Origin of the sequence: Selenomonas sp. oral taxon 136 (genome assembly GCF_001554015.1) — a bacterium.
GTDB lineage: Bacteria > Bacillota > Negativicutes > Selenomonadales > Selenomonadaceae > Centipeda > Centipeda felix.
Genome location: NZ_CP014239.1, coordinates 636,874 through 659,178 on the forward strand (window position 1 = coordinate 636,874; position 22,305 = coordinate 659,178).

Below are 22,305 nucleotides of genomic sequence, written 5' to 3' on the forward strand. Positions count from 1 at the left end.
CTCAGTCCCCATAGCCGTTCGGATGCTTCTCATGCCACGTCCACGCCGTGCCGATGACCTGCTCCACGTCCGTAAACTGCGGATTCCAGCCGAGCACCGTACGTGCCTTCTCGCTCGACGCGATCAGCTGTGCCGGATCGCCCGCACGGCGTGCACCGATCTCCACCTTGATCGAGCGTCCCGTCGCCTTCTGCGCGGCGGCGATCATTTCCTTGACCGAGAACCCCTGCCCGTTGCCGAGGTTGAAGATATTGCTCTCGCCGCCCTGCCGCAGATAGTCCAGCGCACGCACATGTGCATCCGCGAGGTCGACCACGTGGATGTAGTCACGCAGACACGTTCCGTCGGGCGTCGGATAGTCCTCGCCAAAGACCGTGATATGGTCGCGTTTTCCGAGCGGTACCTGCAGGATCAGGGGGATGAGATGCGTCTCCGTCGCGTGGTCCTCACCGATCGAGCCGTCGGGGAGCGCCCCCGCCGCATTGAAGTAGCGCAGGGAGACATAGCGCACACCGTTCGCACGGCTGACCCACTTCATCATCTTCTCCATCGTGAGCTTTGTCTCTCCGTACGGATTCGTCGGATGCGTCTCGTCGTCCTCGTGAATGGGAACGCGCTTCGGCTCGCCGTAGACGGCCGCCGTCGAGGAGAAGACAATCTTGTCGATGCCATGGCGCACCATCGCCTCGAGGAGCACCTGCATCCCATAGACATTGTTGTTGAAATAGAGCAGGGGCTTTTCGACACTCTCCCCTACGAGGGAGTTCGCCGCGAAGTGGATGACCGCCTCGATCTTGTTCTCCGTGAAAATCTTATCGAGCACCGACGCATCACGAATATCGCCCTCATAGAACGTGGCCGCAGGGTTCAGCGCCCCACGGTGTCCCGTCTGGAGATTGTCCACGATCACGACCTGCTCGCCCTTTTCCACCAGTGCATGAACGGCATGAGAGCCGATGTACCCTGCGCCGCCGCAGACCAAAATAGCCATGTATATCCTTCCCCTTTCTTATGAGAGACGGCGTGCGCCGTCCGCAATATTTGCCACGTAGAAACTCGGCGCATAGCCGATCTTTGCCGTATAGGCCTCGCCCACATTCTTCTCAAATGCGGGAATCGCCGCGTCGCGCACGATGCTGACCGTGCATCCTGCAAATCCGCCGCCCGTCATGCGCGAGCCGAGGACGCCGTCCTGCTGCCATGCGAGCTCCGCGAGTGTATCGAGCTCAGGCCCCGTCACCTCGTAGTCGTCACGCAGGGAGACGTGGGACGCATTCATCAGCTCACCGAAACGCTTCACATCGTTTGCCTCGAGTGCCTTCACTGCCTCCAGCGTGCGGTTGTTCTCGTAGACGGCATGGCGTGCGCGCCGACGCTCGACGGGATCGGGGATTGCCGATGCGATGGCATCGAACTCTGCATTCGTCAGCTCACCGAGAGCCTTGATCGGCTTTACCTTTTGCATGGCTTTCAGCGCCGACTCGCACTGGGTGCGCCGCTCATTGTACGCCGAGGTGACGAGGCTGTGCGTCTTGTTCGTATTCGTGATGACGATGCTGCAGCCGTCGAGTGCCAGCTTGCTGTACCGATAGGAAAGCGTATTGCAGTCGAGGAGGATCGCACAGTCCTTTTTCCCCATGCCGACGGCGAACTGATCCATGATGCCGCAGTTCATGCCGACGAATTCATTCTCTGCCTTCTGCGAGAACTTCACCAGTTCCACCATATCAATGCCGAGGTTCAGCTCATCGTTCAGGATGACCGCCATCAGCACCTCGATGGAGGCCGAGGAGGAAAGCCCTGCGCCGTTCGGCAGCGTACCATAGAGGACAATGTCAAAGCCGTGCGCTGCCCGATGCCCCGCGTCCTCCATCACGCGCACAACGCCGATGGGATAGTTCGCCCAGCCGTAGGCATCGCTCTTCACCGCGCCGTGCATGGGGAACTGCACCACGCCCTGCTCCGGCAGATTCATCGAGTAGAGCCGCGAGATGCCGTCCGTGCGCGGTGCAACGAGCGCATACGTCCCGAGGGAGATCGCACAGGGGAAGACGTGCCCGCCGTTGTAGTCCGTGTGCTCCCCGATGAGATTCACGCGTCCCGGCGAGAAATACGCATGCGTCTGTGCCGCACCAAATTTCTCCCGAAAGACTTCCTGCATTTCGTCCAATATCTTCATATCAGCGCCCTCCATTTATTATCATTTCGCCAAAGGTCGTTAGATTCCCTGCATCGTAAAGCGCAGATGCCGCGCCGCATTCGGATGCGTATACTCCGTGAGAACCGGCGCGCCCCAGCTGTCGTCGCCGCCGACGCCGCACATCCCCGCCGATGCACGCAGATAGGTGTGCGCGCTGCGCGGCAGATCGTATGCGTGACGCGCATTCTCAAGCTCGTGCGGGCCATAGGGCAGTGCCGACGCCTCCATGGGCTCTGCCCCCGTGAGGCGCAGCCCGTGCCCGCTGCGGTCACGCAGCTCGATCCAGCGCACACCGCCGTGATTGCCCGTCTCCTGCGGGCGCAGATACGGCTCGACCTCCTCGGCCGCCGTGCTCTCGTAGATGCCGAGACGCGCACCACGATGGCGGTCGGCGTAGTTCTCCTTCGGGCCATAGCCGTAGTAGCGGATGCGGTCATAGTCCGCTGCGAGCGTAAAGAGCATCGCAAAATCCGGCATTGCGGGCATCCCGTCCGTCGGTTCGTAGTCCAGTGCGACATCCACCGCGCCCGCCGCGTCCACCGTATACGTGACCGTGCAATGGGCGGCGGGGTGTGTCGCAAGCGCATAGGTAAAGCGCACGGTGACGCGCGCGGCACGCCGCTCCCCTGTTCCTGCCTTGCCGAAATAACCGTCAATGACGGTGAGCGGCTCATCGTCCGTGCTCCACGCGATCTGCGTGCAGCGGCGGTAGAGACTCGCGAGCTTCCACTGCGCGGTATCCGCCGGCGCATGACAGCCGTAGTCGTTATCCGTCGGCGCACGCCAGAAACTCGGCTGCGGCAGTTCCTCGATCAGCTCGCGCCCGCCATAGCGGTAGGAGACGAGATTTCCCTGCGCACTCGAGAACATGAGGGAAAAGCCCGCCCCCTGCACGCCGAGGTTGATGTCGCTCACGACGATGCGCAGATCTCCGCAGGCGGCAAGCGGCACGCAGCATGGTGCGGCATCACAGAGCCCGAGAACATCAAAGAGGCGCGCTGCCGCTCCTGCGGGCGGCACGACGACCGCCTGTCCAAAGGCGATCTCATAGCCGGCAGGTGCCCACAGCTCCTCATACCTCAGGCAGAGCGACGCCGTCAGCACATACTCCCCTGCGCCGAGATACGGCATCTTGTAGGGTACCGTATCAATGAATTTCGTCTCTCCGGGCGCCACGGAATGTCCCATCCACCGCGTCTCCCAGATCTTTCGCCCGTCGAGGAGGAGCGTCATCCGCAGCTCATAGTCATCCGCATCGGAGAAGAGGCTCTTGTTCTCGATCTCTACCCCGTTCCATGCAGGGCGCAGGGTGAAGTCCTGATAGTTATACTTCACCTCCTGCAGCTTCGCCGTCGCTCGGCGGTCGGCAAAGAAAATGCCGTTGCCGCTGAAATTGTAGTCCGACGGGCGGTCGCCAAAGTCGCCGCCGTAGAGGAACACCTCCTCCCCATCGCGTCCGCGCCGACGGATCGCCTGATCGCCGAAGTCCCAGATAAAGCCGCCCTGATAGAGCGGCTCGCGCTCGGCCAGCTCCGTGTACTTGTGCATGCCGCCGCAGCTGTTGCCCATCGCATGCGTGTACTCACACGCGATAAAGGGCTTGTCCCGATGCTCCTTCAGAAAGGCCTCGATGTCCGCCGCCTTCGTATACATCTGGCTCTCCATATCGCTCGACATCGGATAGCTGCGATCCCAGAAAATTCCCTCGTAGTGCACGAGTCGCGTGGGGTCAGCACGGCGGAAGAACTCACTCATCTCGTAGATATTGCGCCCGCCGCAGGACTCATTGCCGCACGACCAGATCAGGATGCACGGATGGTTCTTGTCGCGCTCGTACATCGACTGTGCACGGTCGAGCACGGCGGGCAGCCATTCCGCATGATCGCCCGGCAGACTGTTCGCATCCTTTTCACACGCGCCGTTCCTCATCCACGAGCCATGTGTCTCGAGATTGGTCTCGTCGATCACATAGAAGCCGTAAAGATCCGCGAGCTCATAGAGGCGGCTGCTGTTCGGGTAATGTGACGTGCGGATCGCGTTGACATTGGCACGTTTCAGCGCGATGAGATCCTGCTCAAAGAGCGCAGGATCCATCGCCCGCCCATGGTCGCAGTCGAACTCGTGACGGTTGACGCCCTTGAACACAATGCGCTTCCCGTTGATCTGCATCAGTCCGTCGCGCAGGCAGAACTCACGGAAGCCAACGCGTATGCGCACGACCTCCTGCAGCGTCCCCGCCGCGTCGCGCACACGAATCAGAAGATGATAGAGCACAGGACACTCTGCGCTCCACAGGAGCACAACGAAGGCATCCCCCGAAAACGTATGCGTCTTTGCGGAGATGCTCGCCTCATCCTCCCATATACAGTCCCCATCCTCGTCGCAGAGCAGGATCTCGACGTTCTTCTCTGCCGCATCGTCGAACGTGAGGTGCACATCAAGCTGTGCGTTCGAGTATCCGTCCCGTTCCATCGGCACTGCACGGACAGCGACATCCTCGATGTGGTGCTGCGGCTTCGTATAGAGCGTGACATCGCGGTAGATCCCCGAGAACCGCCAGAAGTCCTGATCCTCCAGCCAGCTCGCGCTCGCATAGCGGAACACCATCGCTGCCAGCTTGTTTTCGCCTGACACGAGATACGGCGTCAGATCGAAGTCCGACGGCGTGCAGCTGTCCTCGCTGTAGCCAACAAAATGGCCGTTGAGGTAAAGGGCGAGTGCCGCATCGACGCCGGCAAAGGAGATGAACACATTGTCCCAGTCCTCGGGTACGGCGAAGTACTTCACATAGCAGCCGATGGGGTTCTCCCGCGTCGGAATCTCCCCCGGCACAATGCTCTCGTGCCCGTCCCACGGATACGTCGTATTCGTATAGTGCGGGACGCCATGCCCCTCCATCTGGATGTGCGCGGGTACATGGATCGTCTCCCAGTCATGGCAGTCGTAGTCCGCTGCCGTAAATCCCTGCGGGATGGCGTCGATGTTCCGTGCATAGGCGAACTGCCAGACACCGCCAAGCGTACGTTCAAAGGACGATATGCCGCGCGCGAGCTCTGTCTCATCGCGGTAATAACGATGATCGCTGTGGGCGGGCAGACGATTCTCCGCGAAATAACACGGATCGCTCAGTTTGCTGAAATCAAAGCTCATCAAAGACCTCCATCTGGCAAAGAAAGCGGCCGCAAACGACCGCTTCCCATCCTGTTACTGATTCATCTCATGCCACTTGTCTTCGAGTTCCTCGACAATGCGTGCGTGCTCCGCCTCCGTCAGCGTCACCTTTGCGCGGTAGATCACCGCACCGATCAGGATGAGCACAAACGGAGCCGCAAACATCACGAGTTTGAAATTGAAAAGGTTCTCCGGCGTAATCGTCGCCGCCGTTGCGCCGCTCGTCATGCCGACCCAGATCGCCGTGATGCCGATGAGACCGCCCGTGACGGCACCTGCGAGTTTATCCACCAGCGGGCGCACGCAGAGGACAAGTGCCTCATCACGGTGTCCGAGTTTCAGCTGGCCGTATTCCACCGTATCCGTGATCGTCATGAGCACGACGAGGAAGATCAGCGGCTGCGGGAGAGCGAAGAGACCGGCCGCAAAGAGCGTCATGATGACGCTCGTCCCCGCAAGCGCATAGAGGATGATGCCGATCAACATCACCGAAACCGAGCCGAAGAAAAGCCGCCGACGGCTGAACTTCATCGTAAGCGTCGGGAAGAGTGCCACGGCGAGCAGTCCAATGATAACATTGATGACGCCGAGGAACGAGAACTGCTTCGCGTCACCGAGCACATAGATGAAGTAGTAGAGGTTAAAATTGTTGACGAGGTTCTGCCCGAGGCCAAACACGAGGTAGGCTATCGCCACCCAAAGGAGCTGATCGTTCTTCAACAGGATGGAGAATACATCCTTGAACGATGTCTCCGTCTTGTTCTCGCGCAGGGCGGAGGTCTCCTCCTTCGTCCCGAGGCCGAGGATCACCGCGCCGAGCGTTGCAATGCCGCCGCCGATCACGGCAAAGGCGAACCAGCCTGTCCCGTCGCCTGCACCGCCGTTTTCATTCAGCGAGAAGTAGAGGACGACGGGCATGACAATCGCCGTAATCATCTGCGCGCCGAACACCGAGCCGATACGTGCATACGTCGCCGTGATCTCGCGCTCATGCGAGTCGAACGAGAGCGCGGGGATCATCGACCAGATCGCAACATCCTTTGCCGAGTAGAACACATCCATGATGAGATAGATGAGGGCAAAGAGCACGAGATAGAGCATCGGGTTCGACACCGTCAGACCGCCCATGTCCGTGAAGAGAATCGCGAGCGAGATCGCCGCAACGAATGCACCGACGAGCACCCACGGCTTGAACTTGCCCCAGCGTGTTTTGGTCTTATCAATCGTATTGCCGATAAATGGATCAATGAACAGCTCGGCGATACGCAGCACGAGGATGATCGTCGTCACAATGCCGATCATATAGGCATCGTGCTCATGGTTGTCGGAGTGGAACAGATTGCTCGTGACAAAGATCATAAAGTACGTCGCGAGCATAGCATAGAACACATCATGTCCGAACGTCCCGCAGGCGTAGGCGATGCGCGGCCAGAACTTGCTCTTCGGAGATGCCATAAGAGTTCCTCCTTACCCCTTTACCGCATGCATATAGGCGATGATGCCGTCCGCGATCTGCGCGAGCGGCGCACGCCCCGTCTTGACCACGAGATCGTAGTTTGTGCTGTCGCCCCACTTGCGCCCCGTGTAGTAGTCGTAGTAACGCGCGCGCTTCTCGTTCTCGCGGTTCAGCTCCTTCAGCGACTTCCCCTCGTAGACCGTCCGTCCGCGCTCCTCACGGAACTCATCATCTGCGCAGACGAAGATCGAAAAAACATCGTCGCGCTTGCGCAGTGCATAGTCCGCACAGCGGCCGAGGAAAATGCACGGGCCGTCGTCTGCGAGCTTGCGCACGACATTCGACTCGGCCATGAACATCCCTTGGCTCGACTCCCCCATCGCCATGCCAAAGGAATGAAACGGAATGAAGCGCGACGAGAGCGGTTTCACCGTATTCTCGAGCTCCAAGAGATCCTTCTCGTGCAAATCATTGATCCCGAGCTTTGCCGCCGCGAGATGGACAATCTGGCGATCGTAGAGATGCACGTCGAGTTTCTCCGCGAGAATCTCAGCGAGCTCTCGGCCGCCGCAGCCATACTGACGGCCGACCGTGATGATGTACTTTTTCTCCTCCATGCAGTTCCCTCCTTCAAATGGATGCAGCATCGTTATGCGCGCGATGTCGCTCCTTTCAAAACCGATATAGTAAACGTTTACATTTACGGTTTCTATTATACGATATGTTTTTCAAAAATGCAAACGTTTTCTTTTTGAAATCACGAAAAAATAATTCCATTTTCCAAAAAATAACGGGGACTATTGTATATCCCCCCATCGGCTCGCTTTGCTCGCCACTTCCCCCGCAAGCGGAGGAAGCGAATATACCGGCCTTCCCCGTTATCACGGGGAAGGGGGACCGCGCAAGCGGTGGAAGGGGCACAAAGAAGAGGCTGCTGCATATTCGTGCAACAGCCCCGTTGTTTATGTGATGCTGTGTATTATTCGACCGCCGTTGCGAGGGCGATCTCAATCATATCGTTGAACGTCGTCTGCCGCTCCTCCGCCGTGCACTTCTCGCCCGTCAGCAGATGATCGCTCACGGTAAAGAGCGCGAGTGCCTGACGCCCATACTTCGCTGCGAGCGTATAGAGTGCCGCCGCCTCCATCTCCACGGCAAGCACGCCGTAGGTACGGAGCTTGTCGTTGTCGATCTCCTCGTCGTAGAAGCGGTCAACGGAGATCACATTGCCGACGCGCACGGGGAGATTCATGCGCTTTGCATTCTCCACGGCGGCAGAGAGGAGCTCGTAGTCCGCAAGCGGCGCATAGTTGATCGAGCCGCCGAAGATGCTGCGGATCATGCCCGAGTCCGTCGTCGCGCCCTGTGCGATGAACACGTCGCGCAGTTTGACCTTCTCATGCATCCCGCCGCACGTGCCGACGCGGATGAGCTTCTGCACGCCGTAGCAGTCCATCAGCTCATTCACATAGATCGAGATCGACGGCATCCCCATTCCTGTCCCCTGCACGGAGACGGGTACGCCGTGATACGTCCCCGTATAGCCCAGGATGTTGCGGATGGACGTGTACTCCTTCGCTCCATCGAGAAAATGTTCCGCGATGTACTTCGCACGCAGCGGATCACCCGGCAGCAGGATGCGCTCCGCAACCTCTCCCTTTTCGGCAGCAATATGCAGTGAACTCATTATCGTTCTCCTTCCTTAGTCCTCATCATCTGCGGCAAGCTCTGCCTCCTCCTTGATCCTTGGGTCAACACGCGCATGCAGATTCGCCGATGTTGCGAGCATATACCATCCTCCTCCTGCTAGGCTTTCATTATATGATGATGTCAGGGCAAACGCAATAAAGGAAGCACTGATAAATTCAGCACCGTCATCTTAGCGCATCTTTTTTTCCCGCTTTTTGTCGGCAAATCCTCCACATAGCTTTGGCTATGCGTCCGGTTTGCCTCCTCAATCGGACGAAAAAATCTACGCCAATCTGAAGGTCTATTTTATCAGCGATTCCTAAATGGAATGCAAAAAGTCTCGAACACCACAGGAATCGGTGTCCGAGACTCTTACATACACTCAGCGAATGTGCATCCGCTGTGCCTGCTCGCGCAGACGCGCGATGCGTTCCGCCGTCGCGGGATGCGTCGAGAACAGGCTCTTGAACGAGAAGTCATGTCCCGCGAACGGGTTGATGATGCACATGTGTGCCGTCTCCGGCGTTGCCTCCGGGAGAGGCGCGCCGTGCACGGCATAGTACTCGATCTTTTCGAGTGCCGATGCGAGGTAGTTCGGGTTGCCGCAGATCTCTGCGCCGCCCTCATCCGCGCTGTACTCACGCGAGCGCGAGATCGCCATCTGGATGAGAGCCGCTGCGATCGGCGCGATAATCGCCGTTGCGATCATTCCGATGATGCCGCCGCGGTCGTCGTCGCTCGAGCGCCCCGCGCCGAAGATCGCCGCAAACTGGGCGATGTTCGCCGCGTAGGAGATCACGGTCGCCATCGTCGCGGCGATGGTCGAGATGAGGATGTCGCGATGCTTGACGTGCGCCAGCTCATGCCCGAGCACGCCCGAGATCTCGTTGTAGTCGAGGACGCGCATCAGCCCCGTCGTAACGGCGACAGCAGCATGGGACGGATTGCGCCCCGTCGCAAATGCGTTCGGCGCGTCCTCATTGATGATGCAGACGCGCGGCATCGGAAGCCCCGCGTTCCCCGCGAGCTTCTCGACCAGGCCGTAGAGCTCCGGCGCATCCGTACGGTCAATCTCCCGTGCATTGTACATGCGGAGCACCATGCTGTCGGAGAACCAGTACGAGAAGAAGTTCATCCCTATCGCAATGATGAGCATGATGGTCATGCCTGTATGTCCGCCGAATACGCCGCCAAGAGCGACCATCAGCGCCATCAGGAGTGCCATGAGCATTGTTGTTTTCAGTGTGTTCATAGCTTCATTTCTCCTTTATCTGTCAAATCTTTGTCCTTTTGACTATATCATACAGGGCATTTATGGAAAAAGGCTGAAATCTTCGCAGGGAATCGCTGATAAAGGATACGCCAATCTGGCAGCCCCCATTTCATCAACGATTCCTTAAATTGCATCGAAATTGACCAATTTTGCATCAAAGATGCCCTCGACGGCGAGCACGCGCGCGAGTACATCGTCGGAGATGTCGTGATCGATGGTGAGTACCATGATGTTCATACCCTTGCGATCGGACTTTCCCACCTGCATAGAGGAGATGTTGATGCCTGCCGCGCCCATGATCGAGCCAATCGTGCCGATGACACCGGGGCGGTTGATGTGCGGGCAGATGAGAATGCGTGCGTGCGGGTCAACGTCGACACGGAAGCGGTTGATGCGAACGATGCGCCCCTCCTCACCGAAGAGCGCGCCCTGCACCTCGGAAGTGCCGCCCGATGCCGTCACGCGCACGGTGATGAGCGTCGAGTAGTGCGACGTCTCCTTCTCGCGAATCTCAGAGACCTTGATGCCGCGCGACTTCGCCACACTCGGTGCGTTGACGTAGTTGATCTCGCTCTCGAGGATGGGGTTGAGCATCCCCTTGAGAATGGCCGTCGTGAGGAAGCTCGTATTGACCTCAGTGATCTCGCCGTTGTAGACGACCTCGACCTGCGAGATGGGTCCCTCGGCGAGAGAGCACGCTGTACACCCGAGCTGTTCGGCGAGCGCGATGTAGGGGCGGATCACACGCATGACTTCCTTTGATACAGGTGCCATGTTGACCGCCGCGAGCACCGGCTCACCGCGCAGTGCGGCACGGATGCCCTTTGCCACATCCACTGAGACGCCGATCTGTGCCTCTACCGTGGACGCGCCGAGGTGCGGCGTGAGGACGATGCCGGGCACACTGCGCAGGGTGCTGTCCTCCGCGAGCGGCTCACTCTCAAAGACGTCGATCGCCGCCCCTGCGACGATTCCCTCGCGCACGGCCTCGGCGAGATCGTGCTCGTTGATGATGCCGCCGCGCGCGCAGTTCACGAGGCGGACGCCCTGCTTCATCCGCCGCATCTGCGCCATGGAGATCATGCCGCGCGTCTCCTTCGTGAGCGGCATGTGCACCGTGATGAAGTCCGCCTGCTCGATGATGTCATCGAGCGTCCCGACGGTCACGCCGAGTGCCTTTGCCCGCTCCTCGTTGATGTAGGGATCATAGGCGATCACATTCATGTCAAAGGCGAGGGCGCGCTTTGCGACGCCGCCGCCGATGCGCCCCATGCCGATGACACCGAGTGTCTTGCCGCGCAGCTCAACGCCGACGTATGCCTTGCGGTTCCACTGCCCCGCGTGCATGGTCGCATCCGCTGTCGGGATGTTGCGCGCCATGGCGAGCATCATCGCGACTGTATGCTCCGTCGCGGCAATCGTATTGCCGCCCGGCGAGTTGATGACGATGATGCCGCGCTCCGTCGCCGCCTTTACGTCAATGTTGTCCACACCGACGCCCGCGCGCCCGATGATCTTCAGTTTCCCCGCGCGTTCCAGGACGTCCGCCGTCACCTTCGACGCCGAGCGTACCATCAGCGCATCATAGTCTCCGATCACATCCAGTAGTTCCTCATGCGAGATCTTATCGCGCACATCGACCTCATAGTCCGTCAAAAGACCGATTCCCTCAGGTGAAATCCCATCCGCAGCCAAAATCTTCATCCGTATGCCCTCCCCCATCCTATCATACACAGTAACGCCCCTATTATAGACAAAAGAAGAAAACAGGTCAAATCTTTCCGACAGACGACCGTACTCCTTCACATATACATATCGTATTATTCTGAGAAAAATTATCAAAGAGTATGGAATATTTTTATTTCTCGTTGACAATGTTCGACGCGTGACGATATACTAATTTTCATCTGGTAATAAAGGTGTCACCAATCCGACGGACTTCCTTTTATCAGCGATTCCTAAAGAGTTTTTCTGCGATATTTCTTGTGGAAAGAGGCACACATGACATTATCCGCTCTCGTGCGCCGCTGCGCACAGTTTATTCCCGTATTCTTTGGCATCACCGTGCTCTCCTTCGCGCTGATTCACCTTGCACCGAGCGACCCCGTCAGCGTGCGTCTCTCGCTGGGCGGCATCGCCGTCGATCCCGCAGCGGCAGCACAGATGCGCACGGAGATGGGGCTCGACCGTCCGCTGCCCGTCCAGTACGGCGACTGGCTCATGCGTTTTCTCCACGGAGACATGGGGACATCCTACCGCAGTGACCGCCCCGTCGCCGCCATGCTCCTGCAGGCGCTCCCATACACGCTCGCCATAGCGGCCAGTGCGATGCTCCTCACCCTCCTCATCTCCCTGCCGCTCGGCATCGCCATGGCAGCGTATCGAAACAGTGCACTAGACTGCACCGTCCGTTTCCTCACCTTTATCGGAAATGCCGTACCGAGCTTTATCGTCGGCATCCTCCTCATGTTTCTGTTCTCCTATCAGCTTGGATGGATCCCTGTGCTCGCCGGCAATTCCCCCATCGGCATGGTGCTGCCGACGGCGGTGCTCGCACTCATCATGTCGGCGCGTTACATTCGGCAGATCCGCGCGGCGACCCTCGACGAGCTCGCCAAGGACTACATCATTGGTCTGCGCGCGCGCGGGATAACCGAATGCCGCATCCTATTTGGAAATGTCCTCAAAAATATCATGGGCGTCGTCGTCACACTGACCGCCATCTCCGTTGGCTCTCTGCTCGGCGGCGTGGTCATCATCGAGACACTCTTCAGCCGCCCCGGCGTCGGCAGTCTCCTCATGACGGCGATCAGCAGCCGTGACTACCCCGTCATCCAGGCGGCCGTCGTCTGGATGGTACTCGCCTACTTCGTCGTCAACCTGCTCGCCGATCTCTCCTATCGCCGTTTCAACCCGAGGATCAGGGGATGTTGAGGAAGGCCATGCTTGCCGCGCATAAAGCCCCGCTTCTCCTGCGTCTCCTCGCGGTCGCATCGATACTCATCCTCGTCGTCAGTCTTTTTGCAGCACAGCTCGCACCATACGATCCATACGCCACCGATCCGCAGGTGATCCTGCAACCGCCGTCCGCCGCACATCCCTGCGGAACGGATGGCTATGGCCGAGATCTCCTCTCGCGCATCCTCTTCGGTGCAAGGACATCCATCTGCGCCGCCCTGCTCATCATCCTCATCGCAGCCACGGGCGGCAGTCTCATCGGGCTCCTCGCAGGATTCTTCCGCGGGCGCACGGATGCCCTGCTCATGCGCATCGTGGATATTGTGCAGGCATTTCCGAGCCTCATCCTCGCAATCGCCGTCGCGGGCATCCTCGGGGGCGGACTGATGAACGCCATCCTCGCCCTCATGCTGACAACATGGACGCAGTACGCACGCCTCGCGCGCAGCATGACGCTGGCAGCAGCAGAAGAGACATACGTACAGGCGGCATGGCTCTCGGGGTGCAGCAGGATGCGCATTCTATTCGTGCACATCCTGCCGAACATCGCGGGGACGCTCATCACCACTGCCGTCATGCACATCAGTACGATGATGATGGGGCTTGCTGCGCTCTCCTACCTCGGGATCGGCGTCAAAATTCCCGATGCCGAGTGGGGTGCCATGATCAGCGAGGGACAAAAGTATCTGCGGCAGGCACCGTGGGCAGCACTTGCACCGAGCATCGTCATGATCTCCGTCATGATGGTATTCAATCTCTTCGGTGATGCCCTGCGCGACCATCTCGACCCAAAGATGCGAAAGCTATGATTTTCCCACAGGAGGAAGAACAATGAACAAGATGCTCAACCGCCTATGCGCACTCGGACTCGCCGCGCTCTCCTTTGCCCTCCTCGGCTGCGGCACACAGAATGCGGCAACCGGGAAAAAAATCATCCATGTCGGCGGAACGCTCGACGTAACGGACAGTACGATGGATCCCGCAAAGGAGTGGGCAGGCTGGTTCGTTCTGCGCTGCGGCATCGGCGAGACACTGTTTCGTCTGGATGACGAGATGCGTCCGCAGCCATGGCTGGCAGAGCGTGCCGAAAACATCAGCCCAACCGACTGGCGCATCACGCTGAAAGATAACGTTGTCTTCTCCAATGGGGAAAAAATGACCGCCGAAAAGGTCGCCGCCTCCCTGCAGCGCACGGCGGAGATCAATCAGCGCGCCGCATGGCTGCGCGGGGCAGAGTACACAGCGGATGGAGACGTCCTCGCCATCCGGACAAAAGAACCGTATGCGACACTGGTGAACGACCTCTGTGACCCGTACGCCATCATCCTCGATGTCGCGGGCACGGAGGATTTTGACCAGGCGCCCGTCGCCACGGGGCCATTTACCCTCGCCTCCTACGAGCCGTACCTCTCCGCCGTCATGACACGCAATGAGCACTACTGGGATGGTGCGGTACGTGCAGACGGGGTGACCTACACAAAGATTCCCGACCCTGCCGCCCTCGCCATGGCCCTCGAGAGCGGAGAGATCGACGCCGCCCTCGACCTCAGTCCCGAGAACGCGGAGACGATTGCCGCATCGGACAAATTCACCCTCGTCCGCACGCCGCAGACACGCGTCTACCAGCTCTATATGAACCTCGACCGTCTCACTGATCCAGCCGTGCGCACGGCGATCATGTGCGGCATCGACAAAGACATCATCGGAACGCAGTACCTCAAGGGTGCAATGACCGCCGCAAATGGTGCCTTCCTCCCATCGACACCCTACCGCGCCCCGGCGCCGCTTTCCTATGATCTCTCAAAGGCGCATGCATTCCTCGCTGCGGCGGGCTATCAGGACAGCGACGGCGACGGCATCGTCGAAAAGGACGGGGTCCCGCTCATCATCGGTCTCAGCATCTACCGCCGCCTCTCCTCGGAGGCAATCGCCACGGAAATACAGTCGCAGCTTCGCCGCATTGGGATCAAGATCGAGGTGGATCCACACGAGAAGGCCAGCTTCTTCAACAGCGGCGACTTTGACCTCGGTATCTACTCCGTCGTCACCATGCCGACGGGCGACCCCTACGCCTTCCTGCGCGACGCGGTGGGCAGTACGGGCGTCGCCAACTACGGGCACTACCGCAGTGCCGCCGCAGATCAGGCCCTGACGCAGCTCGCGGTCACCTTTGATCCCACACAGCGCATCCAGCTCGTCAACCAGATCCAGCAGCAGGTGGTCGACGACCGCGCGATGGACTTCATCGGATTCAACACCATGCAGGTCGGCATGGCAAAGGGTGTGAGCGGTCTCCTCTCTACGCCCTCGGACTACTATCAGGTCACCAAAGACCTGGACAAAGAATAAATGGCTGAAAAAAACGAATGCCATGTGACGCCTCCCCTCCTGCAGATCGACGGGCTATGCGCAGGGTATGGAGACAGTACCATCCTGCATGACATCACGCTGCAGGTCGCGCCGGGCGAGGTGCTCGGCATCGTCGGTGCGAGCGGCAGCGGAAAGTCCACCCTGCTCAAGGCAATCATGGACATACGCGAAACAGGGCTCATCCGCCGCGCGGGCACGATCCGATTCGACGGGCACGACCTGTATGCGTGCACAGCGGAGGAATACCGCCGCTTGCGCGGCGCGGAAATGGGCATCGTGTTTCAGTACGCAGGTGCATCACTGAACCCGACGCGCCGCATCGGGACACAGTTTGCCGAGGCGATGCGGGCACATGGCGCATATGCAGATGCGGAGATTACGGAGCGCGCGGCAGAGTTCCTGCACCGCATGGGCTTCACTGACGCCGATCACATTCTCGACGCCTATCCCTTCACACTGTCGGGTGGGATGGCGCAGCGCGCCGCGATAGCGCTCGCACTTGCCCTGCGGCCGCGCCTCCTGCTCGCCGACGAGCCAACCTCAGCACTCGATGCGGCGCTGCAGCGGCAGGTACTGCAAATTCTGCGCACCCTGCGCGACGAGGACGACACAGCGATGCTCCTCGTCACGCACAATATCGGCGTGCTGCGCCACATCGCCGACCGTGCCGCCGTCATAAAGGACGGACGCATCATCGAACAGGGCGTGACGGACGATCTACTGGCCCATCCACAGTGCGCGGACACGCAGCATCTGCTCGCCGCTGTTCCCCGAATCGGCGATCCATCACAGAGTCCATCCTACACAGAGGTCAGCCCCTCGAAAGGCACCCCCTGTGCGGAGCCCCCGCTTCTGCGCTTTGAAAACGTCTCCATGCACTTTGACGGAGACACTGCGCGGACGCAGGCGGTCGATGCCATGACCTTCTCTCTGTATGAACGCGAACGCCTCGGCATCGTCGGCGCAAGCGGCAGCGGAAAGTCCACTGCAGCCAAGCTCCTCACAGGACTGCTCACCCCGACAGAGGGACGCATCCTGCTCGCGGGGAAAAACGTCGTCGGCGCATCGGGCCGTGTGCGCAGAGAGCTCTGTCGCCGCGTCCAGATGGTCTTTCAGGACGCACATGGCTCGTTCAACCCGCGCCGCAGCATCGGTGCAGCGATCGGCGAAACCATCTGTAACCTCTGTCCCCCCGATGAGGAGATTACCGATCACCGCATCACCGCCCTCCTCGAGGACGTGGAACTCCCCGCCTCCTATGCCGCGCGATACCCGCACGAGATCAGCGGCGGCGAATGTCAGCGCGCCGCCATCGCACGTGCGATGGCAGTATCCCCTGACATCCTCATCTGTGACGAAGCGACCTCGGCACTCGATACCTGTGTGCAGGAGAAAATCGTCACGCTCCTCCGTCGCCTGCAAAAAGAGCACGGCATGAGCCTCCTCTTCATCTCCCACGACCTCCCCCTCGTCAGCTCCATCACCGATCGCATCCTCATCTTGCGGCACGGACGCATCATCGAACAGGGCAGAACGGCAGACATCCTGCGCGAACCGCATGAGCGCGATACCAAGGAGCTGCTGCACGCCGTATTATAGGGAAGCACTGATAAATTCAGCACCGCCATCTTAGCGCATCTTTTTTGCCCGCTTTTTGTCGGCAAATCCTCCACATAGCCCTCGCTATGCGTCCGGTTTGCCTCCTCAATCGGACGAAAAAATCTACGCCAATCTGACGGACTTCATTTTATCAGCGATTCCCTAGAAAGACAGCGGACGGAAATGCACTTCCGTCCGCTGTCTTTTTATGCAATTACTGATAAACAAGCTCCCTATCTCCCCACCGCGTAAAAAATCACATGTGTACCATCCTCGGAGATGCCGATGATGTCCGCGCGCGGGCGGTCAAAATCATCGCTGCCGTTCCACACGTAGAAGGCATACTTCCCCGTCAGCTCCTCCCACTTTGCCGGGTGCGGCGTATAGTCAAAGAAGATGCGCTGCCAAAGGGGAAGTGCGGCAAAGCGCGGAAGCACCTTGCTCTCATCCACCACGATGCGCGGCACACGGATCGTATCGTTGATATAGGGATGGCGCGTACGGAGTTCCGAGTGCTCACGCCCCTGCAGCTCATATTTGCGGATATTTTCCTTCGTATCACCAAAGGAAAGATACGACTCATCCCATCCCCGCCCAAAGCTGACGCGGCTCCACACCGTGACATCATACGCTGTCGACGGAATCTCATGCGGGAAAAAATCGCGCCGTATCTCCGCATAGTTCTCCCGCCCATTCGGCGAGAAATCGGAATAGAAAAAATACCCGATAAAGATCGATGCCGTCATGGCTCCGACCACACAGAGCGAAAAAGCGATGCCGATCATCAACTGGCCCCAGTCGCCAAGCCTGCGCCCGAGGAAATAGACCACGAGCGTGAGGAGCGCCATCAGGACAGCGACATAGGCAGAGCCAAAATCTTGGATAAATCCACAGCAAAAAAGACCGATCACCAAAAAGGCCGCTGGCGGACGAAATGCACGCAGATTCTCCCATAATATCTGTGCAATACGAAAAAACCTCCTGAACCTCTGCATAACCTCCCCCTTACATTTTCTAATCTCTCTATCATACGTATCATATCATAAACACAACAATAATAAAAGCGTCTGCCATGCACGACAGACGCTTTTTTCAAAAATCAATGATGGCTGGCTTATACCGCCGTACCCTCGATGCCGAACGCTCTCATGTCGTCCGCCACGTTCGTGATGCCGCCGATGCCGAACGTCTCCACGAGTACCTTTGCCACATTCGGCGAGAGGAACGCGGGCAGCGTCGGACCGAGGTGGATGTTCTTCACGCCGAGGTGAAGCAGAGCAAGCAGTACGATGACTGCCTTCTGTTCATACCACGCGATGTTGTACACCACGGGCAGCTTGTTCACATCGTCAAGACCGAACACTTCCTTCAGCTTCAGGGCGATGAGGGCAAGCGAGTAGGAATCGTTGCACTGCCCCGCATCAAGCACACGCGGAATGCCGCCGATGTCGCCGAGATTCTTCTTGATGTACTTGTACTTCGCGCAGCCCGCCGTCAGGATCACCGTATCCTTCGGCAGTGCCTCAGCGAAGTCCGCATAGTACTCACGCGACTTCATACGGCCGTCGCAGCCCGCCATCACGACGAACTTTTTGATCGCGCCGCTCTTGACGGCCTCAACGACCTTGTCCGCCACAGCAAAGACCTGCTCATGGGCAAACCCGCCAACGATCTCGCCCGTCTCCAGCTCCGTCGGAGGTGCACACTTCTTCGCGCACTCGATGACAGGCGTGAAATCCTTCTCGCCGTTCACGAGGGGAATATGTGTGCAGCCCTCCACACCGACCGCCGCCGTCGTGAAGAGACGGTTCTTGTAGCTGTCCTTCGGCGGCACAACGCAGTTCGTCGTCATGAGGATCGGCCCGTTGAACTTCTCGAACTCCTCCTTCTGCTGCCACCACGCATTGCCATAGTTGCCGACGAGATTGTCGTACTTCTTGAACTTCGGATAGTAGTGCGCAGGAATCATCTCGCCGTGCGTGTAGACATCGACGCCCGTCCCCTTCGTCTGCTCGAGAAGACGCTCGAGATCCTTGAGATCATGACCCGAGATGAGAATGCCGGGGCGGTTTCTGACACCAAGCTTCACCTTCGAAATCTCGGGGTTGCCGTAGCTCTCCGTATTCGCCTTGTCGAGGAGTGCCATGCCCGCAACGCCCCACTTGCCCGTCTCAAGGACGAGCGCCGTCAGCGCATCGCCGTTCAGCGAGTCATCGAGGAGTTTTGCTAGGGCGCTCTGCAGGAACGCATCCACCGCCTCGTCCTCATACCCGAGCGCATTCGCGTGCTCCATGTACGCCGAAAGACCCTTCAGACCGTACATCGTCAGCTCACGCAGACTGCGCACATCCTCATTCTCCGTTGCGAGCACGCCGACCGTCTTGGCCTTCGCCGCAAAGTCCGCACGCGCGCCCGTCCACTGCGCCGCCGCCGGGAGACTCGACACATCGCCAAGCTCACGCAGAAGCTGTGCCTTCAGCGCAAGGCTCTCCTCGATCACATCCATGATCGCCTCGCGGTCAAAATTGGCATTCGTGATCGTCACGAACAAATTCATCGTAATGCGATGATTCGTCTCCACCGAGACCTGCTTGCCCGCCGCACGCAGCGCCGTCGTCACCGCACCAAGTCCCTTCGTCACATAGACGAGGAGATCCTGCATCTCCGCGACATCCGGCTTCTTGCCGCAGACGCCCTGCACCGTGCAGCCCTTTCCGCCTGCCGTCTCCTGACACTGAAAACAAAACATCTTAGCATCCATAGATAACTCTCCTTTGCGAAAATCCACATTTCTTGTGTCCGATTATAGCAAAGGGAATACTCCATCGACGTAACATATGTTACTAGAGGATAATCAATAGTAGTTCTCAGTTTATGTAATAGTCCACTGGGAATCCTTCATCAAACGCCTGTATATCCGCCAGCGAATCGAATTCATAAATGATGCCGTCTGCATACTCCCGCCGCTCGAGCGCGAGTTCCTCAATATGGCGCATATAGAACTGCTCCCAGAGCAGACCGCGCACGGATGGATCCTGCTCATACGCCTCGCGCAGGAGCGCAGCAAAACGCGCGCTGAACGCCCGCGAGAAGTATGCCTGCCCGAGCATATACCATCCATGCGCGCCGCCAATCTGCACGTCGGTGATGCGTCCATTGCCGTCCACGGTGAGATAGTACTCCTCGCTGGGTGTATCGCCATACACCGACGCATAGTAGGAGCGGTAGACATACGGTGTAAAAACATTCTCCGTAAAGTAATTGTCTGCCGAGCATATATAGGTATTATCGAGCACGTCGAGCACACGAAAAATGGACGACGTATTGTTGCAGTAATGATAGTTTTCATTGTCGACCAGATGAATGTGCGGATCCGATGCCAGATAGGAAAATTGTTCCTTCAGATATCCGACGACGAGAAATATGTCTGCAATTTCCGCCGCGCGGAGCTGTGCGATCTGACGCTCGACCAGCACCTCACCGCGGACGCGCAGAAGCCCCTTCGGCGTATGGTCTGTGATGGGCGCAAGACGACTGCCATAACCCGCCGCCATCAGCACCGCATTTGTCACGCGATAGGGGGCAAGGCGTTCCGCTGCCTGTGCCCGCCGCACGGCATCATCTGCATCAAGCGATGCGATTGCCGCATCAAATGCATCTTTGGTCATATCGTCTCCCATGCCTCAATCATCGGCTCATTCAGAATGCGGATACAGCGATACAAGAAGGACTCCGAGAAAGACGAGGCCGCAGCCCACCACCATCTGTCCCGAGATCTCCGCCCCGGCAATGCCCCACTGCAGCAATACGCCCCATATAATATAGGTCGCATTCGTCGCCATACCACGCGCACAGCCGATGGCACGATTGACCGCATACCAGAGAAAATAGGACGCGCCCGCAACAGCGCCCGCGGCGGCTAGGGTCATAAAGGACAGAGGAGCTGCGGAGAGTGCATTCAGAAGAGCATCGTCCGAGAAAAAGGCCAGTGTGATCCCCAGCAAAACCATTCCTGAGATGCACTCACGCAGCGTGATGGCAAGATCCGGCTCGATGTCCGCCATGCCGCGTACAGCCAGCACAATCTCACCGCCCCAGCAGAGGGCGGCAAGAAGCGCACACGCCATCCCCGGGAGAAGGAGCAGCGGCGCACGATCCGCTGGCACAGCCCCCGTGATCACTCCGCCGGCAACAGCAAGAACGATACCAATCCCCATGCGCAGGGTGACCTGCTGATGCAGGAGCAGGCGCGCCAAAAGGCAGCCAACAACAGGATAGAGGGCCGAGAGCGCCAGCGCATAGGTCGGTCCCGCCCACAGGATGCCAAGGCAGTAGGAGAGTTGTCCAATCGGCCCGCCAAGCAGGGCGGCGGCACAGAGGAAGAAGCCGGATCGGCTAACGACCGTACGTATTGCACGAAATGTCCCGCGTAGGCCATTCACCGCGAGCAAAAAGATCGCGGCACTCATATCGTTGACTGCCGTACAGGCGAGTGGAAAACCAATGCCGACAGCAAGTCCTACCCCTGCCGCCGATGCACCGACACCGTAGAGATAGTTGTTGCAGCCCCAGAGGAGTCCGCTCATGATGCCGAGCATCACCCACATCGGATACCGTACCATCACAGCATCTCCCATTGTTTCCGTGCTTTTTCGGCGTATTCCTTCGCAAATCGGAACTGATTTTCCTCGTACGGCCCGAATGTCACGCCGAGCGAGCTTTTATAGACACTCCAATCGTACCAGAGAAGTCCTCCCACCGCCATATAGGTATAGACACGTGCACGCAGCAGAGCATCAAAGCCCTCAGGAAAGTATGCCGCGATGAGCTGCTCTGTCTCATCCTCATGATAGTCGGCATAGATGGCGAACATGGCGATGTCAATCAGCGGATCCGACAGACCTGCATACTCCCAATCGATCAGATAAGGCCGCTCCCTTCCCTCCACAAAGAGAAAGTTATCCGAAACTGCATCAATGTGACAGAGTATCTCCGCCCCCGCCAAAAATGAAGCAACAAAAGGGCGAAGAGAAAAGACCTGCTCGCGCACCGTGCGGTACACACTGCATCTGCATTTCTTCTCCGGCATCAGCGTCTCATAAAAGAGGAGCTCGGCAAACGGGTCAAATGATTTCACGCCGCGCAGCCTGCGCTCATGAAAAGAACGCAGTGCCTCCATGCAGGAAGTGACTTCCTGCTCATTATGTGGGTCACAGACATGGGAGTGCTCATAGTAACGTGAGATCTTATACCCCGGCTGCGTACTTAGTGCCACGATGCGCTCCGTGATGCCCGTGTCAGACAGGAGCTCATAGACTGCCTTCTCGTTTTCGCGGTTGATCAGGCGCTCCATCCCCTCTCCATTGCAGCGAAAAATATACTTTTTCCCATCCGCGGTAAAGAGGAACGAATCATTTGTCATGCCTTCCTTCAGCGGCAGAAGAATCCCTTTTGCGGCACTCTGCCCAAAATGCAGGCGAATCGTCCGCCGGATCAACTGCTCCTGCTCCTTGTCCATCGACTTCATTCCTCTTTCTTTCATGTTGAGAAAGCGCGGATAAATTCAATTCATCCATCTCACCCATGATT

At 58.5% G+C, this 22,305-nt stretch carries 18 protein-coding genes and 1 pseudogene; 4 read left to right on the top strand and 15 right to left on the bottom strand.

The window, feature by feature from the left end:
* Window position 1: 1 nt before the first annotated feature.
* The 9 genes from galE to serA all read right to left on the bottom strand — a co-directional run bounded on the left by galE (window position 2) and on the right by serA (window position 11,493).
* Window positions 2-991, bottom strand: a complete 990-nt coding sequence (gene galE, locus AXE86_RS02870) for a UDP-glucose 4-epimerase GalE (protein WP_061944483.1) — start codon at window positions 989-991, stop codon at window positions 2-4.
* 18 nt (window positions 992-1,009) lie between these two features.
* Complete coding sequence (locus AXE86_RS02875; RefSeq protein WP_061944486.1) at window positions 1,010-2,179, bottom strand: galactokinase; 1,170 nt, start codon at window positions 2,177-2,179, stop codon at window positions 1,010-1,012.
* A 39-nt stretch (window positions 2,180-2,218) separates the two neighbouring features.
* Window positions 2,219-5,350, bottom strand: a complete 3,132-nt coding sequence (locus AXE86_RS02880) for a glycoside hydrolase family 2 TIM barrel-domain containing protein (protein WP_061944489.1) — start codon at window positions 5,348-5,350, stop codon at window positions 2,219-2,221.
* Between the two features lie 54 nt (window positions 5,351-5,404).
* Complete coding sequence (locus AXE86_RS02885; RefSeq protein WP_061944492.1) at window positions 5,405-6,826, bottom strand: glycoside-pentoside-hexuronide (GPH):cation symporter; 1,422 nt, start codon at window positions 6,824-6,826, stop codon at window positions 5,405-5,407.
* A gap of 12 nt (window positions 6,827-6,838) precedes the next feature.
* Window positions 6,839-7,444 carry a cytidylate kinase-like family protein gene (locus tag AXE86_RS02890; RefSeq protein ID WP_061944495.1) on the bottom strand — a complete coding sequence of 202 codons (606 nt, stop codon included), beginning with the start codon at window positions 7,442-7,444 and terminating at the stop codon, window positions 6,839-6,841.
* Window positions 7,445-7,806: 362 nt separating this feature from the next.
* A complete protein-coding gene (gene deoD, locus AXE86_RS02895) occupies window positions 7,807-8,514 on the bottom strand; it encodes a purine-nucleoside phosphorylase (protein ID WP_061944497.1) in 708 nt (235 codons plus the stop codon).
* Between the two features lie 143 nt (window positions 8,515-8,657).
* Window positions 8,658-8,786, bottom strand: a complete 129-nt coding sequence (locus AXE86_RS13050) for a secretion protein HlyD (protein ID WP_071884674.1) — start codon at window positions 8,784-8,786, stop codon at window positions 8,658-8,660.
* Between the two features lie 112 nt (window positions 8,787-8,898).
* Complete coding sequence (gene htpX / locus AXE86_RS02900; protein ID WP_061944500.1) at window positions 8,899-9,768, bottom strand: zinc metalloprotease HtpX; 870 nt, start codon at window positions 9,766-9,768, stop codon at window positions 8,899-8,901.
* Window positions 9,769-9,912: 144 nt separating this feature from the next.
* Window positions 9,913-11,493 (bottom strand): phosphoglycerate dehydrogenase, encoded by a 1,581-nt coding sequence (gene serA, locus AXE86_RS02905; RefSeq protein ID WP_061944503.1) that lies wholly within the window; start codon window positions 11,491-11,493, stop codon window positions 9,913-9,915.
* 297 nt (window positions 11,494-11,790) lie between these two features.
* Here serA and AXE86_RS02910 point away from each other — a divergent pair, with 297 nt between their 5' ends.
* The 4 genes from AXE86_RS02910 to AXE86_RS02925 are packed head-to-tail and all read left to right on the top strand — an operon-like array spanning window position 11,791 to window position 16,716.
* Window positions 11,791-12,723 (top strand): ABC transporter permease, encoded by a 933-nt coding sequence (locus AXE86_RS02910; RefSeq protein WP_061944506.1) that lies wholly within the window; start codon window positions 11,791-11,793, stop codon window positions 12,721-12,723.
* Window positions 12,717-13,556, top strand: a complete 840-nt coding sequence (locus tag AXE86_RS02915; protein WP_061944508.1) for an ABC transporter permease — start codon at window positions 12,717-12,719, stop codon at window positions 13,554-13,556. The genes AXE86_RS02910 and AXE86_RS02915 overlap by 7 nt, the downstream gene beginning before the upstream one ends.
* A gap of 22 nt (window positions 13,557-13,578) precedes the next feature.
* Window positions 13,579-15,096 carry an ABC transporter substrate-binding protein gene (locus tag AXE86_RS02920; RefSeq protein WP_061944510.1) on the top strand — a complete coding sequence of 506 codons (1,518 nt, stop codon included), beginning with the start codon at window positions 13,579-13,581 and terminating at the stop codon, window positions 15,094-15,096.
* Window positions 15,097-16,716 carry an ABC transporter ATP-binding protein gene (locus AXE86_RS02925; RefSeq protein WP_061944512.1) on the top strand — a complete coding sequence of 540 codons (1,620 nt, stop codon included), beginning with the start codon at window positions 15,097-15,099 and terminating at the stop codon, window positions 16,714-16,716.
* On the opposite strand, the pseudogene AXE86_RS13055 reads toward AXE86_RS02925, so the two are convergent.
* The 6 genes and pseudogenes from AXE86_RS13055 to AXE86_RS02950 all read right to left on the bottom strand — a co-directional run.
* Window positions 16,716-16,826 (bottom strand): annotated as a pseudogene (locus AXE86_RS13055) (secretion protein HlyD); the annotation flags it as partial. The gene AXE86_RS02925 and the pseudogene AXE86_RS13055 sit on opposite strands and share 1 nt — an antisense overlap.
* A 123-nt stretch (window positions 16,827-16,949) precedes the next feature.
* Window positions 16,950-17,627, bottom strand: coding sequence for a hypothetical protein (locus AXE86_RS02930; RefSeq protein ID WP_335338503.1), 678 nt, complete (start codon window positions 17,625-17,627; stop codon window positions 16,950-16,952).
* Between the two features lie 203 nt (window positions 17,628-17,830).
* On the bottom strand, window positions 17,831-19,477 hold the full coding sequence (hcp, locus tag AXE86_RS02935; protein WP_061944515.1) for a hydroxylamine reductase: 1,647 nt from the start codon (window positions 19,475-19,477) through the stop codon (window positions 17,831-17,833).
* Window positions 19,478-19,583: 106 nt separating this feature from the next.
* Window positions 19,584-20,396: an NTP transferase domain-containing protein gene (locus AXE86_RS02940; protein WP_083501143.1), complete on the bottom strand. Its 813-nt coding sequence runs from the start codon at window positions 20,394-20,396 to the stop codon at window positions 19,584-19,586.
* Window positions 20,397-20,411: 15 nt separating this feature from the next.
* Window positions 20,412-21,338 carry a DMT family transporter gene (locus tag AXE86_RS02945; RefSeq protein WP_061944520.1) on the bottom strand — a complete coding sequence of 309 codons (927 nt, stop codon included), beginning with the start codon at window positions 21,336-21,338 and terminating at the stop codon, window positions 20,412-20,414.
* Window positions 21,338-22,243 carry a choline/ethanolamine kinase family protein gene (locus tag AXE86_RS02950; protein ID WP_061944521.1) on the bottom strand — a complete coding sequence of 302 codons (906 nt, stop codon included), beginning with the start codon at window positions 22,241-22,243 and terminating at the stop codon, window positions 21,338-21,340. Before AXE86_RS02950 ends, AXE86_RS02945 begins: the two co-directional genes overlap by 1 nt.
* Window positions 22,244-22,305: the final 62 nt, after the last annotated feature.